Genomic DNA, 13,758 nt, shown 5'->3' on the forward strand with positions numbered 1-13,758 from the left:
GGTAGGTGAAATCCAGGGCGGGGCGGCGGTTGATGTGCCGCCCCGCCCGGGTGCTGTGGGGTGTCAGTCCCCGATCGTGTTGGTGATCTGTTCCTGGCTGGCCATGGCGCCGGCCCACAGGCGGATGTCGCTGATCGTCGCGGGCAGATAGCGGACCCAGGAGGAGTTCACGAACGCCTTGCCAGCGGCGAAATCACCGGTACCGGCAACAGCGGTGAACGCCTTGGCATCGCCGTTCCGTGAGTCGCCGACGAAGAGGCTGATCGTGCCGTCCTGTGCGTCGAAGATGCCGGTCAGCCGTACGGCGCTGCCCAGGTCCGCGACGGAGTCGGAGACGACGCCGGTGAAGGAGCCGTCGGCGTTGAGGCGGCCGAAGTGCCAGAACCCGACGGGGACGGTGCTGTCGGTCTCGGGGTCGGTGTCGGTGCCGGTGAGCTCGTACCACAGGCCCCAGGCGGAGCCGTCGCTGCTGCGCTGGCCGATCACCTGTCCCATGTACCCGGCGGGTTTCGCCGCCAGTGCCGCGCTGTCCAGCTGGACGACGGTGGTGGCGGTGAAGGAGCCGGTGTCGTCCAGGGGCGGGCCGGGCGCGGTCGCCGCGTCGTCCGTGCCGTCCAGCACGATGCCGGTTCCGTCCAGCGAGGCGCCGCCGGAGAGGGTGAGCGCTGTTCCGTACCCGGAGGTGGTGTCGGCGACGGTCGTTCCCGTCGCCGTGGACGGGTCCCACGCAGCCACCAGTTCGGCGGCCGCGTAGTCGTGGTTGGTCAGCAGCCGTGCCTCGTCCGACAATTCGGTCGGGGACAGGACGCGCTGCCAGACGCGGACCTCGTCGATCTGCCCGCCGAAGTAGCCGTCGAAGGTGCCCGCCGTGGCGCCGTTGTTGCGGCCGAACTGCAGTGCGCCATTATCCGTTTCAGGCTCTCCGGTGGGCAGTGCCTGCGGGCTGCCCTGGGGCTTGCCGTTGATGTAGAGCTGGATCGTTCCCGCGTCCGCGTTGTAAACGCCGGCCAGGTGCGTCCACACCTTCACCGGGGGCGAGGTGGCGTCTGCGAGCGAGCGGACGTAGTGCCAGGTGCCGGCCGAATCCGCGTAGTGCCAGTTGAAGATCCACTTGCTGTAGGCGGTGGAATAGTAGATCGCGAAGCCGGGTCCGGTGCTGCCCGTGCCCGTCTGTGAGAGGACCGTGTAGTTGTGCGTCGGGGCGGCGTCCATCCGGGCCCACGCTGCGACCGTGTAGGAGGAGCGGGCCTCCACCACGGTGCCGGACGTTGCGGCGTAGCCGGCCGTGCCGTTGAGGGCCAGTCCCGTGTCCGTCTGGGGAGTGGTCAGATCCTCGCCTGCGGCGTTCTTCGTCAGCACACCGCGCCGGCCGCGCCCGTCCCGGGACGCGCCGGTGGTGGAGAGGGTGGCATTGTCCTGCTGTGCGATGACGGTGGTCGACGTGTCGAGCGCGGCACCGCTGGTTTCGTCGAAGTGCCACTGGCCTACGGGGCCGGTGCCTTCCGCGACGAGGAAGTCGACGGCGTTCTGCGCGCCCCATCCGAGGGAGTCCTCGGCTCGGACGAAGACGCTGAAGGTGCCGGAGGTGGGCGGGGTGAAGGGAGCTGTCGGCGTCGAGGCCGGGATCGGTGCCGACCAGGGGGCTGCGGAGGACGTCTTGAATTCGTAGGCGGTATTCGTCGTGTCCCCGGCTGCCGCGGTGAAGGTGAAGGTCACCTTGGTTCCGGGGCCACCTGCAGCGTCGCAGGCGGTGGTGGAGCACACCGAGTAGGGGCTGGAGAGCGTGATGCCCGGCGCCTTCGGCCGGGTCGAGTCGACCTTGAAGTAGCAGTAACCCGTCGTCGACCCGTTCGAGGGACCGGCCAGGTAGCTGTCGCCACTGTTGTAGTACGACCGTGTCCAGGACCGGTACCGGTACAGCGTTCCCTCGTCCAGTTTCGATGTCGGCACGCTGCCCGGGGAGACGTTGTCCCCCACGTAGCCGCTCGTCGGGCGCGCGGTTTCGAATACGTTCGCCCAGGTGTCGGTGCTCGCCGTGTACTTGTCCACGCTGTAGACGACTCGCAGCGTCGCGCCCGATTCACCGCCTGCGGCGGTCTGCGGCGTCGACTGGAGCGCCGGCGTCGGGTCGGAGACGACCAGCGGATCCGTCTTGTCGGTCTCGCACACCACGCTGGACCCGGTGACGAGTCCGATCTTGGTGGGTTTGGCGGGAATGCCGACATACTTCACGTCGATTTCGGCGTCGTCGTCGAACCGCTTCCAGCTGTTCGGATCACTCTCGTCGTGTGCCTTGAGCATCAGCGTCAGGCGGGAGAAGTCACCGTTGGCGAACTTCATCATCGTCGACGTCAGGTTCTCGTTGGTCTCGTCGGGATTGTCGTTGAACTCGATCTGGGCAGCGGGCTGGCTCGGACTGCAGGCAGAGCCGCGGCCGGCGGAGACGTAGCGGTCCACCATCGTGTCCCAGTTCGACGTCGGCCCGGGCCACTTCGTCGACGAGGAAATATTGCCTGTGCGGATCAGGTCGACCCAGGACGGGGTGCAGGACATCGACCACTTCTCGGTGATGACGAAGGTGGCGTCCAGGACGTGCTTGCCTGCGAGCTTCGAGGGTGAGAACTCGTAGTACATGCGGTTCTTGTAGCCGGAGCCGCAGTAATAGGCGTATCCGCCGGTTACATAGGTGCCGCAGTAGCCGACGCCCTTGCCCTCGTCCCCGCCGGAGAAGTTGTAGAAGGTGTCGCCGTCCGAGGACAGCAGCGTCCGCTCCGACGCCGTCATGCCGACGTCGGGGTCGATGTACTGCGGGAATATTGTCGAGTCGTCCGTCAGCATCGACGCGTCGGGCGTCACCGAGATGGTGTCCTCGTCCGCGGTGACAGGCAGCAGGGCGGAGGCGTCTCCGTCGCTGGGGCCTTCCGTCGGATCCGGTGTCAGTTCGCCGTCCCCTCCCGTTTCCGCAACCGTCTCGCTGGAGACCGTGGTGGTAGCCGACGCCTTCGATGGCGTGGCAGCCAAGGCCTTGGAGGCGGCGGGAGCGGAGGCGGCATCCCCCGCGGAGTCCCACTGCTCTGCGGTGGGCGCGCGGAATACGACGTTGCCGTCGCTGTCGACGGCGGACACTCCTCCTCCGCCGTCCCGCAGGGTCAGACCGCTGGCCTTCACCGGGAACGACAGTTTCTTCAGCTCCGGATTGGCAGCCGCCGATGCCGAGTTGACCACCAGAACTTCACGGTAGCCCTCCGCGGTTGCGGTCATCCGCAGATCGACGCCCGGCAGTACGTCCGCGTACACGGCCGCGTCACCGTCCAGCGACGGCTTAGGCAGTTTCGCCGGCCAGCCCACCTTCAGTGATCGGCCGGCCAGCGACAGCTTCACCAGATCCGAGCCGTCCCCGCCGCCGGAGAAGGAAATGCCCGCCACGGATGCCTTGGGACCGACTGTGCCGTCGGAACGCACCTGCAGGGTGGCATCCGGCTCGGTCCACGACCCGTCAGCCCGCTTCACCCGCACCGGCACCGCGGAGTCCTTCAGCGTGAACGTCACACCATCCGGATTGGCGAACGTCGTGGTGTAGGGCGTCCGTTCACCCACGATCTCGACCTGCTCACCGGTCTGCTCCGCCTTCTCTGCGGCTGCCCGTGCTTCGGTCGTCGCCTGAGCAGTGTCCTTGGCATCGTCGGCCCAGGCACTGGCCGGCACGACGACGGTCGGCATGACGGCTAGGAAGCTTGCCGTCACCAACAGAGAAACGCTGCGGCTGAGCGCGCCAGCCCGAAAGCGCGCACGCCAATGAAATCCCATTCCCCACCCCAAAAGTTCACCGTGCACGCATGGCACCTTCACTGCCGCCTCATGAGAACCACAGCGATCACCGCAGGTCAAGACACCGCAGTGAAGGGAAAAGCAGACCAATACCCCTTGGCGATCAAATAGAGCAAACACATCACAGTCAGCAAAAGGGGAAATAGCACTCACCCAGCGCGGCGAGCCGCACGTCACCGAAGGTGCCACGCAATGCGCGAATCAGACACGTGCCAAGAAGTGATCCTTAGCAAATCAGCGACGCCGACACCCCGATTCCGGCCGCTGTGGCGCGGCCCTGGAAGTCAGGACTGTTGCGACTCCATCCAATCGACTTCTCCGGGCATCCGGACGGGGGAGCCGTGTCGAGATCACCAAGGGAGTCGGCGCGAAACGACCCGGCGTTCCCCCAGCCAACGGGTCGCATCCGTGGTGGTGACCACCGTCGGCCATGCTGCACCGTAGATGTATGCGTAAGTGAATCAACCTACCCGGCAATCATTGGATAGGCGAACAAATCGACTCTTCGATCCGGAAGCTCTTCATGCCCGCGAATGCAGCCAATACCTCACTGGAGCCTCTGTAGCCCTAAACGGACATAACAACCCGGATGGAGAGCCGAAGAATACAGAGCAAAGATCATCTAAAGTCGTGGACTCGCGTACCGGACTTAGTTTCTTCTGTGAAAGTTTCATGCATAAGGTTTAAATGGCTCGTCGATCAATGAGGTCGAGCCCGGGTGAGTAGATCTGGCCGAAAGCTTACCGGCTTGAAATCGCCCTGAGCCCGGGCGTCGCAGGAATGCGAATCACCTCGCCCCCGGCAGCTTCCATTCCAGGGACGAGACGCTTGCGCTTGAGGCGGCCTACAGCTCGATCTGGATGTGCTCCACGTCGGTGAACTCCACGCCGAGGCCGTGGGCGCGGATGTTGTTGTTGCGGAAGTACATCTCTGCCAGGCCCTCGGCTGCGATGCGCTGGAGCTGTTGCTCGTTGGCGCCGGCGTCGCGGGCCTCGAAGAGTCGGTCCGCCCAGTGCGGCGGCAGGGCCTGGGTGATGTCGCGGATCCGGGCGTCGTCGGTCGTGCCCGGCGCGGCGGTGAACCCGAACCTCGCGCGGGTGGAGACGAACAGGCCGCCGGTGCTCGCGGCCTTCTTCTTGGCCTTCGCCCGGATCTGCGGCTGCCACCGCTTCTTGACCTCACGCTCTATGCGGTCCCGCAGGTCCCGGCGGAGCCGTTTGAACTTGCCCACGACATACCGCTCCACGGTGTGCTGGGACACCCCGAGCGCCTGCGCGGCGGCCTTGGTGCCCTTGAGCTGCTTGACCAGGTATTTCGTCTGCGCCTGCGCGGACTTGGGGGCGGGGCGGGTGAACGCCCCTCCAGGGCATGGTCCAGGCTGTCTCCGAGCGAGTCGGCCATGGCCTGCTACTCCCCTTCTCCGGCGGTCGGGTCGTTCTTGATCAGGTTGGTGAGGTTGAACACCGCGCCGGCTTCCTCGAGCTGCGCTTCCGCCCACAGCACGGTCTGGGTGCCCTGGTGCATGACCATCCCCGGCGAGATGCCGAGCCGGAACGTGCCCGGCGCAGGCTTGCCCTCGTCCGTGTATGGCAGGACATCGAGCGGGCTGGGCCCGGACGAGGGAGGTGAACAGCACACCCGTTGCCGCTGGCGTGGCCTGGTCAGCGCCCGGCAGGCGTACCTGCACGCCGGGCGCTGACGTGACGAAAGATGGGGGGCCGTTTCCCGCGGGAGACGGCCCCCCTTCGTCCGCGGCGGCGCGGGTCAGGTGGGGTTCAGCGGGGTGATGCCGGTGCCCGCGTACAGCTCGGGTTCCAGCGACAGGACCGTGATCGGCTCTCCCGCCTTCACCGCGTGCCAGGCGATCGCAGCAGCGTGGGCCACCGGCCAGTCCACGTTTCTCCAGTCCATCGCATCCACAGCATGAGCTGCGGTGAACGGAACGTTCTCCGCGAACCGCAGGGATGCCGCGTGCCTGCCCGCGCCGGCAACCTGCCGCTCGGCAGCAAGCACGGACAGCGAGGGGATGACGACACGACCGGTGCCGCGCGAGGCCTCGATGTACAGGCCCGTGAAGAAGGGATCCGCTCGGAACAGGGCGCCAAGAGCGGTGTGATCCAGGACAGCCGTCAGGTTCATGCGGCGGCGTCGCCCTGATGGGCACGGATCTTCGCCCAGGCGTCCTGGCCGGCTTGCTGGACCTGATCGGTGTACTCGATGCCCAGCTCACCGGCAGCCTCGACGGCCCGCTGCTCGCGTTCGGCCGCCGTGGGTTCACGGGTGGCGAGCTCTGCCAGCAGCTCGGTGATCGTGGTGCCGCGCTCGTCAGCGAGGATGCGCAGCCGGTCACGCACTTCCTCGCTGGTCTTGATGCTCGTCGGCTTGCTCATAGAGCCGATTCTACCGCCGGTAGAATCGGCGGGAGTGGCTTCCCTGAGCATGTCGTCATCCCCGCAACTCCTGCCCCGTCCCCGTACCGCAGCTGGGCGTCGACCTCGCGGCAGCAGCGGCCGGTCCTTGACCCGCCGACGCGAAAGCGCCAGCAGGCGGCGCACCGCCTCCAGGATGCGCCGCCGCATCGTGCTCGGCGACCAGGTCCAGCTCCCCGGTGAAGATCTTCGACGCCTTTGCCAGCATGCGGCCGCCTTCTCCAGCTGTCCGTAAGTCTTCTCCGTGCCGAGTCTGTGTAGCCTCACACGTCGTTACGGTCAGTAGTCAAGGGGTCGCATAGTGTGTTGGTCGGGTGTCTGTGCTGTTTCCGTCGTCACGATGTGCCGGGCGCGCAGAGATCACCCAGGAATCAAAGCCCGACTGGACCATGACCTCGGTCCGGCCGACAGGCGGAGATGGGCGCCGCAGGTGGGAGCTCAGTCGGCATGGAGTGGGTCGACGACGAATTCGTAGGCCACTTCCCAGGTGCGGTCCGGGACGACGATGTCAGCGGTTTCCACCGCGCGACCCTCGGCGGCGTAGTACGTCCGCTCGATCGCCAGGACCAGGTCGCCGGCGTTGAGGCCGAGCAGGGCGACCTGGTCCGCAGTAGCGCGGACAGGCCGGGGGACTTCCACCCAGGTTTCGATATCGATGCCGATGGAACGCATCCGCTCGACCACACCCTTGCCCGCATAGGGCCCCATCTCCGGCAGCAGCACTGGCGTTCCGCCGGTGATGGCCATCGGCTCCCAACTGACGGAAAGCTGGGCCGGTTTGCCGTCAGCGAGGAACTCGTAGGCGGTGCGGACGGTCGGGGCGCCGGTCTCGATGCCCAGGCGACGGGCGATATCTGGCGGAGCGGGCGTGCGGGCTTCCGATGCCGCCTCCCACGTGCCGCTGCGGCCGATCTCGTACATGTCGGCACGGAAGGGGCTCCCACCGCGGCGTTCGCGGTGCCGGGAGCGGATCATGCGGCGCCGCTCGCGGGGCTCGGCGACATACGTGCCCGAACCCGTGCGGCCCTCGAGGAGCCCCTCGACGATGAGCCGTTCCGTGGCCTTCTGCATCACGTTGGTGCCCACCCCGTAGTGCTGGGCGAGCTGCGCGCGGGACGGCAGTTTTGATCCAACCTCCCACTCGCCATCCGCGAGCCGGCGGCGCAGGTCGCCCGCGACTACCTGGTAGGGCGGCGGCTCGTCATGCCCCATACGTGGACTCCGTACTGGTCGGCGGCGGTCACGATGCCGGGTTCCGGCTCTCGATTGACAAGTTAATGCATCAGGTTCAAGCTGATGCATCAGCTATACGTTAAGTGATCACTCGCGTACAGGGGAGATCCGTGAGCTCGCCGACGACCAAGGCATGGTCGGGGAGGTCGTCGGCGAATGCGTGTCCGAGAGCATCACGTGCTTCACCGTGGACGAGGATCCAGCGCCATGGGCGCAGCTTGCCGTGGTCGGGGGCGGTGGCTGCTGCCCGGAGGAGGTAGGCGAACTCGTCCGTGCTGGGCGCAGGTTCGCTGAGCTGCCCTTCGCTGCGGCGGCTGAGTACGGCTGTCATCACGTCCATGATCGCTCCCTGGCTTAAGTCCGGTGATCTTTCGGGTCTGCACGGGGCCGGCAAGGCGGGGGAAGGGTCAGACCACGGGGGTGAGCTGGTGCTTTTCGGCGAGGAGTGCGAGGCGCTCCTGGAAGTTGTGCTTGTAGCTGGGGCAGGGGCTGAAGCCTTCGGACCAGAGTTTGGGGCAGGAGCCGCCGCAGATTCCCAGCATCGGGCACTTGGCGCAGGGGACTGTCTCGTCCTGGATCTGGTCGTGCCAGTGGTGGAAGGGACCTTCGGGGCGCTTGGCGTCCTGGTCGATCTGGGTGATGAGGGCCAGGGCCTGGGTGGCCTCTGACTCGGGGACCAGGGGTTGCTCACTGCAGGAGAAGATGTTGCCCGTGCTGCTGATGATCTCGTTGTTAGTGGTGACGGCAGCACACACGAGAGGTTTGGACGCGGTGGGCACGATCATGGTGCGCAGTCCGAGGCGGATCATGGTTCTGATCCAGTGGATTTCGCGTTCGGCGTGGGAATGATCGTCCAGCGCGATCTCTGAGACGTCGTTGGACCAGGAGTGAACTGGTTCGAGGGTGAACAGGACGCGGGGATGCGCGAAGCCGAGGTCGGCCATGTGATGCAGGTATGCGTCGATGTGGTCCGCGTTGGCGTGGGTGATGTTGGTGCGCAGCTCGAGCGTGAGGTCGCTGAGGGCTTCGTCGGCAAGGGCCTGGGTGAGCAGTTCGGTGACCCGGCGGAAGGACGTGCCGCCCGACTTCAGGATGCGGCTCTGGTCGTGGATGTGTTCCGGACCGTCCAGCGTGATGCACAGTTTGCGGATACCGGCGTCGTTGACCAAGCGGTGAAGCTTGCGCTCGGTGAGCAGGGAACCGTTGGTGACCATGGTCGACTCGTAGCGGACGCCCGCTCGGTCTGCGGCCTCGACAAAGCGGCGGCTGAGGTCGAGAAGGACGGCGTAGCCCATCATCGGCTCGCCGCCGAACCAGCGGACTTCGACCTGCTGGTTGTCCCCCGATGTGATCGCTCTTTCCACCCGGGCGGCGATCGCGTCGCGATGACTGCCCGGAATGCCGCCCTTGGTGTGCTCCTGGCCGCAGTAGGTGCAGCCCATGTTGCAGTAGGAGGTGGGCATCAGAGTGAAGATGCGATGGCCTTTGGCCTGGGCCGCTTGCCGTGAACGCTGGATCAGCGTGTCGAGTTCGACGTCGTCGGCGGGCACGGCGAGCTCGGTGTCGAGCAGGCGCTGGAGCAGCTGAGGATCGTCGGTGGGGACCTGGCCGGCGGTGAGCTGATCGGCCGTCTGTTCGCTGAGGACCATGGCGACGGCTCGCCGGGTGCTGTAGACGAGTCGCAGGCGTTGGCCGGCGGCGTTGGCGTAGAGGCCGTCGCTGTGGATGGCGTACCGGCTGGGGCGCAGTTCACTCATGGGGGATCCGGGCTCCGCAGCAGTCGCCGTCGATGTCCTCGTCGCTGACGTTGGTGGGGTGGGGCAGGGTGCTGGGGGCCAGTGTGTGGGAGGTGAGGGGGATGGGGTCGCCGTCGATGTGGATGGTGACGTCGCTGGTGATGAGGTCGATGTGGATGTCGGTGTAGTAGTCGACGACGTCGAGGAGCTGGCCGTGCTGGCCGAATCCGAGGTGGATGCCGGGGTGGCGTTCGTTGATGTGGGAGTTCATGCCGATGAAGTCGTCGATGCCGGTGTTGGTTCCGAAGCCGAGTTCGCCGACGTGGTTGCCGTGCTCGATCTGGATGCTGCGCTCGAAGAGCCTGGAGATCTTCTCGTCGTTGCAGGAGTGGGAGACGACGTCGCTGTTCTTCAGTTCGACGGTCAGGGGGTTGTCCGCGAGGCGTGCATCGAGCTGGGTGGCCTTGTTGACGTTGAAGGCTCCGTCGGCGACCAGGCGCCCGGTGACGGAGGCCGGGTAGGTGGCGACTTCGCCGGCGGGGAGGATGACGAAGGAGCCGGGGCGCCAGACGCCGCGGTTGCTCAGCCAGCGGTAGCGGTCGTTGTCCAGGGTGATCTCGAGTTCGCTGCCGGAGCTGGTGGTGACGGCAAGGTGCTTGGCGGCGAGAAAGCGATGGAGCAGTCCGGCGTTGATGGCGCTGAGTTCTGCGGGGGTGGGACCGAGGGCCAGACGGAAGAATTCCCAGCTGCCGTTGATGATGCGCAGGGGCAGGACCTGGTCGCCGTAGATGGCGACGGCGCGGCGCAGGACATCGGCGTGCGACATGGTGTCGCGTTCAATGGTGATGACGACCAGTCGGCCGGTGAGCGTGTCAGGGGCAGGCATCGCTGCGTGGAGCCGTGCGGCGAAGCCGGGGTCCTCGACCGGGGCCATGCCTACGGCGGCGGTGGCTATTTTGCGGTCGCTGGCGGCGAGCAGGAGCAGGGATGCCTGGTCACGGCACTCCGGGGTGTAGATGACCAGCAGGGTGTCGGCGGGGCTGAGCTGAGCGTAACCGTCGAAGAGGGTGTCCACTCCCTTCAGTACGCGGGCGTCGATGGTGGTTTCGGTGGGTGTGGTCGTCATGATCTGCTCCTTGTGACCGAGCGGTGGTGGGGCCCCGGGGGCCGGGCGCGTGGTCCGGCCCCCGGGTGTTCGGCTGTGTTCAGCAGATGTTGTTGAGGATCTTCCACAGGCCCGGCAGGTTGTCGTCCGAGAGAATGTCGCCGCCGGTCAGCGACGCACCCTGATGGATGGCGCTCGGCTCCGCCTTCGCCAGCTCCTGGTTCATGGCCTGCAGACGAATTTCGAGAGTGGTCATGACAAGGTCCCCTTCGTTAAAGGCTGATTGGCGTTGAGGTGAATCCGGCAGGACCGTCCAGACCCACACGCATGTGGGGACAGGTCAGCCGCAATACGACGCTCGAGGAGCGCGGGATGACGCCGGGTGGTAGCCGGTCTCGGATGCTGGGTCAGCAGATGTTGTTCAGGATCCGCCACAGGCCCGGCAGGTTGTCGTCCGAGAGGATGTCGCCGCCGGTCAGCGACGCGCCCTGGTGGATGGCGCTCGGCTCCGCCTTCGCCAGCTCCTGGTTCATGGCCTGCAGACGAATTTCCAGAGTGGTCATGAAAGTCCCCTTCGTTAAAGGCTGATTGTTGAGGTGGTGCCGGGTGAATCCGGCAGGACCGTCCCAACTCGCGGACGCATGGGGACGGGTCCGGCCGCGATACGACGCTCGAGGAGCGCGGGATGAGGCCGGGTGGTGACCGGTCTCGGATGCTGGGTCAGCAGATGTTGTTGAGGATCTTCCACAGGCCCGGCAGGTTGTCGTCCGAGAGGATGTCGCCGCCGGTCAGCGACGCGCCCTGGTGGATGGCGCTCGGCTCCGCCTTCGCCAGCTCCTGGTTCATGGCCTGCAGACGAATTTCGAGAGTGGTCATGACAAGGTCCCCTTCGTTAAAGGCTGATTGGCGTTGAGGTGAATCCGGCAGGACCGTCCAGACCCACACGCATGTGGGGACAGGTCAGCCGCAATACGACGCTCGAGGAGCGTGTATCAGTCGGTGGGCAGGGCGGCGACGGTTGCGGCCGTGACGTGCTCGGCCTGTGCGGCCGGCGTCTTGACGGAGTCGGTCCTGCGGTAGATGTGCATGGCGGCCAGGGCGAGCAGGATGAGGCCGCCGGCGAGGGCGTAGACAGTGCGAGGCTCGGCGAACGCAGTGATAAGTCCTGCGCTCATGAGTGCTGCGATGGTGGCGCTGTTGAGGAGTGCGGCGTGGGCTGCTGCCGCGCTTCCCTGGCGGGCCGGCTGGACGGTGCGGCCGACTGTCGTCTGGCGGGCGACACCGAAGACTCCGTCGGCGGCTCCGGCCAGAGCGGTCAGAACGAACAGGCCGGGCAGGCTGTCGAAGAAGGCGATGGCCAGCAGGGCTGCGCCGACGGCGACGACGGTGAGCGCGGCGGGCCGGGCGGTGGAGCGTTCGGTGAACCAGCGGCCGGCGATCGCTGCGCCCAGGATCTGTCCGGCGGCCCATGCTGTTGTCACCAGGCCGAAGACGGTTGCTGTGGCCCCGTAGGAGTCGCGTACGAGGTAGACCTCCACGACATTGGTGACCTGCAGGGCGAAGGTGAGGATCACGCCGATGAGTACTACGCGTGCCAGCGGGAGGTCCTGGGCAAGGATCTTGAGGCCGGCCAGGAATCCGGACTTGTGTTCAGGCTCTTGCGTGGATTCCGCTTCGGAAGACCCGGCTGTCCTGGGCAGGAAGAAGCCGACGACGGGAACGGCAAGGTAGGTGACGGCGTCTACCAGGAGGACGCCGCGCAGTGCGATGGCGTCCATGAGCAGGGCACCGGCAGCGGGCCCGATGAGAAAGCCCAGGTTGGAGGCCATGGACAGCAGTGCTCCGGCGCGGCTCATCAACGGGCCGGGGGAGGCTTGCAGGACCGTCTTGACGAATACGGGTGCCGCGATCGCCATCAGGCCCGACAGCACTGCCAGCAGGGCCACCAGCAGCACGACGGAACGCGCCAGCGACATTAAGGCGCACACGGCGACCAGGGCGAACCCCAGCGGAGGAAGCACCCGCCTCGCGGAGTGGCGGTCGGCTATCCGGCCCGCCGGGCCGGCCAGCACGATCGCCGGGACGGACAGCGCCCCGAACAGGGCGGCGATCCCGACGCTCCCGACGGCACGGTCGTGGAAGTCGAGCATCAATGCGGTGATAGCGAGGCCGTCCCCCAGGCAGGAAACCAGGAACGTGGCAGCGATGGCTGTCACGTTCCTCGGGAGACGCTCGCGCGGAGCGGCCGAAGTCATGATCTGAAGTTATAACTTCGAAGCTAGCGAGGGCAAGCACTTTCGAAGTTAACTTCGAAGTAACGGCTTCAGGATTCGGAGGGCTCGGCCTCCGGTACCGCCCGCAACGAGATTGCCACCGGTCGCCGACCTCCCTCCCCGCCCTCCCGCGCCCGGTCGCTGTAGGCCTTGAACAGAGCCTGGACCTGCAGCAGCAGCTCGGACAGCTCATCGGCCCGCACCTCCACACGGGCATTGACGATCGTCAGAGCCTCGCGCCACTCCTCCGGCTGCTCCGCCTCCACGTCGAGCCACTCCTCCAGCTGCCGGTCGCTGCGCAGCAGGTACTGCCGCAGCAACTCGCGGCTCGCCGCACCACCGTCCTGCTCGCTGTTGGCCACCACCAGCTGGGACGATCGCGCGCGCCACAACTGCTTGCGTTTGTCGGGATGTGCCGCCTTCTCGATCAGCCCCGACTCGGCAAGCTCTCGCAAGTGCCAGCTGGTCGCTGAGGGTGACAGGCCGGTGGCGGATGCGCACTCGGTCGCGGTACCGGGGCCCACCTCCGTCAATCGCGCCATGATTGCCAGCCGAGCCGGATGCGCCAGCGCCCGCATGACCTTCGGGTCATCGACACGCAAAGACGCCAACTGAGGATTAGTCGATGCCTGCATGCTCGCCAGCGTATCCGAAGTTTTTCCTTCGAAACCCCGTTCAGGAGGCTCCCTCCCCAGGGCTGCACACCAAATGCCAAACCGTTACCGGCGCACCACAGGCCGCTGCCAGGCAGCCCGCAGAGTCACAGCCGGCGCTGGAGCGCCATGGGCGCGGACAAGGGCGCGGAACGCCACTACGGTCACGGACGACGACACGGAGAAGTCTGCGACTTCGAGGCTTGCGGGTTCACGCAGACGTCCCGCTGCCTCGGGCCGCGGTGCCTGAGGCAGCGGACTCAGGCACCGGCCGGCCCTGCCCGCTGGGCTGGCGGGTACGGGCCCGCTGTCAACGCGCTGACGCGGGAGCGGTCACGGCACTGTCTGCACGGGCGCTGCCGATTGCCGGGGGCTTGCAGGTAAAGCACCGACGACAGGAACGTCAGGACCCGCCCAGTCGGCCGGCGGGTGCAGGCGATGGATGCTCGCAGGTCGGCCTGTTACGGAGCAGTCTGGAAGCGTGTCTTCCTTACCTGGTCG

12 protein-coding genes and 2 pseudogenes are annotated in these 13,758 nt (G+C 66.6%); all 14 read right to left on the reverse strand.

Annotation, left to right across the window (positions count from 1 at the left end; all coding sequences use genetic code 11):
• Positions 1-63 precede the first annotated feature (63 nt).
• On the reverse strand, positions 64-3,720 hold the full coding sequence (locus ACFYR3_RS42035) for a LamG-like jellyroll fold domain-containing protein (RefSeq protein WP_389287499.1): 3,657 nt from the start codon (positions 3,718-3,720) through the stop codon (positions 64-66).
• 952 nt (positions 3,721-4,672) lie between these two features.
• Positions 4,673-5,229: pseudogene (tpg, locus tag ACFYR3_RS42040) on the reverse strand (telomere-protecting terminal protein Tpg).
• 6 nt (positions 5,230-5,235) lie between these two features.
• Positions 5,236-5,463: pseudogene (locus ACFYR3_RS42045) on the reverse strand (hypothetical protein); the annotation flags it as partial.
• 129 nt (positions 5,464-5,592) lie between these two features.
• Complete coding sequence (locus tag ACFYR3_RS42050; protein ID WP_389287501.1) at positions 5,593-5,967, reverse strand: PIN domain-containing protein; 375 nt, start codon at positions 5,965-5,967, stop codon at positions 5,593-5,595.
• Complete coding sequence (locus tag ACFYR3_RS42055; protein WP_389287503.1) at positions 5,964-6,218, reverse strand: hypothetical protein; 255 nt, start codon at positions 6,216-6,218, stop codon at positions 5,964-5,966. Before ACFYR3_RS42055 ends, ACFYR3_RS42050 begins: the two co-directional genes overlap by 4 nt.
• 477 nt (positions 6,219-6,695) lie before the next feature.
• Positions 6,696-7,469 (reverse strand): GntR family transcriptional regulator, encoded by a 774-nt coding sequence (locus ACFYR3_RS42060; protein ID WP_389287505.1) that lies wholly within the window; start codon positions 7,467-7,469, stop codon positions 6,696-6,698.
• A gap of 100 nt (positions 7,470-7,569) precedes the next feature.
• On the reverse strand, positions 7,570-7,830 hold the full coding sequence (locus ACFYR3_RS42065; RefSeq protein WP_389287507.1) for a nitroreductase family protein: 261 nt from the start codon (positions 7,828-7,830) through the stop codon (positions 7,570-7,572).
• Between the two features lie 67 nt (positions 7,831-7,897).
• On the reverse strand, positions 7,898-9,247 hold the full coding sequence (locus ACFYR3_RS42070) for a radical SAM protein (RefSeq protein WP_389287509.1): 1,350 nt from the start codon (positions 9,245-9,247) through the stop codon (positions 7,898-7,900).
• Entirely contained in the window at positions 9,240-10,352 is a 1,113-nt protein-coding gene (locus ACFYR3_RS42075) for a hypothetical protein (protein WP_389287511.1), read from the reverse strand. The genes ACFYR3_RS42070 and ACFYR3_RS42075 overlap by 8 nt, the downstream gene beginning before the upstream one ends.
• A gap of 79 nt (positions 10,353-10,431) precedes the next feature.
• Complete coding sequence (locus ACFYR3_RS42080) at positions 10,432-10,587, reverse strand: hypothetical protein (protein WP_389287513.1); 156 nt, start codon at positions 10,585-10,587, stop codon at positions 10,432-10,434.
• A gap of 151 nt (positions 10,588-10,738) precedes the next feature.
• Entirely contained in the window at positions 10,739-10,894 is a 156-nt protein-coding gene (locus ACFYR3_RS42085) for a hypothetical protein (protein WP_389287515.1), read from the reverse strand.
• 157 nt (positions 10,895-11,051) lie between these two features.
• Complete coding sequence (locus tag ACFYR3_RS42090; protein ID WP_389287513.1) at positions 11,052-11,207, reverse strand: hypothetical protein; 156 nt, start codon at positions 11,205-11,207, stop codon at positions 11,052-11,054.
• Between the two features lie 116 nt (positions 11,208-11,323).
• Positions 11,324-12,586 (reverse strand): MFS transporter, encoded by a 1,263-nt coding sequence (locus tag ACFYR3_RS42095; RefSeq protein WP_389287517.1) that lies wholly within the window; start codon positions 12,584-12,586, stop codon positions 11,324-11,326.
• Positions 12,587-12,654: 68 nt separating this feature from the next.
• Positions 12,655-13,239, reverse strand: a complete 585-nt coding sequence (locus ACFYR3_RS42100; RefSeq protein WP_389287519.1) for an ArsR/SmtB family transcription factor — start codon at positions 13,237-13,239, stop codon at positions 12,655-12,657.
• Positions 13,240-13,758: the final 519 nt, after the last annotated feature.

It is taken from the genome of Streptomyces sp. NPDC005784, from assembly GCF_042871525.1.
In the GTDB taxonomy this organism is placed as follows: Bacteria; Actinomycetota; Actinomycetes; order Streptomycetales; family Streptomycetaceae; genus Streptomyces.

Excerpts from the sequence above, each read along its gene's own strand:
- ACFYR3_RS42050 (WP_389287501.1), bottom strand. The coding sequence starts at position 5,967 with ATGAACCTGACGGCTGTCCTGGATCACACCGCTCTTGGCGCCCTGTTC.
- ACFYR3_RS42060 (WP_389287505.1), bottom strand. The coding sequence starts at position 7,469 with ATGGGGCATGACGAGCCGCCGCCCTACCAGGTAGTCGCGGGCGACCTG.
- ACFYR3_RS42065 (WP_389287507.1), bottom strand. The coding sequence starts at position 7,830 with ATGGACGTGATGACAGCCGTACTCAGCCGCCGCAGCGAAGGGCAGCTC.
- ACFYR3_RS42055 (WP_389287503.1), bottom strand. The coding sequence starts at position 6,218 with ATGAGCAAGCCGACGAGCATCAAGACCAGCGAGGAAGTGCGTGACCGG.
- ACFYR3_RS42080 (WP_389287513.1), bottom strand. The coding sequence starts at position 10,587 with ATGACCACTCTCGAAATTCGTCTGCAGGCCATGAACCAGGAGCTGGCG.
- ACFYR3_RS42100 (WP_389287519.1), bottom strand. The coding sequence starts at position 13,239 with ATGCAGGCATCGACTAATCCTCAGTTGGCGTCTTTGCGTGTCGATGAC.
- ACFYR3_RS42085 (WP_389287515.1), bottom strand. The coding sequence starts at position 10,894 with ATGACCACTCTGGAAATTCGTCTGCAGGCCATGAACCAGGAGCTGGCG.
- ACFYR3_RS42070 (WP_389287509.1), bottom strand. The coding sequence starts at position 9,247 with ATGAGTGAACTGCGCCCCAGCCGGTACGCCATCCACAGCGACGGCCTC.
- ACFYR3_RS42095 (WP_389287517.1), bottom strand. The coding sequence starts at position 12,586 with ATGACTTCGGCCGCTCCGCGCGAGCGTCTCCCGAGGAACGTGACAGCC.
- ACFYR3_RS42075 (WP_389287511.1), bottom strand. The coding sequence starts at position 10,352 with ATGACGACCACACCCACCGAAACCACCATCGACGCCCGCGTACTGAAG.
- ACFYR3_RS42035 (WP_389287499.1), bottom strand. The coding sequence starts at position 3,720 with ATGCCGACCGTCGTCGTGCCGGCCAGTGCCTGGGCCGACGATGCCAAG.
- ACFYR3_RS42090 (WP_389287513.1), bottom strand. The coding sequence starts at position 11,207 with ATGACCACTCTCGAAATTCGTCTGCAGGCCATGAACCAGGAGCTGGCG.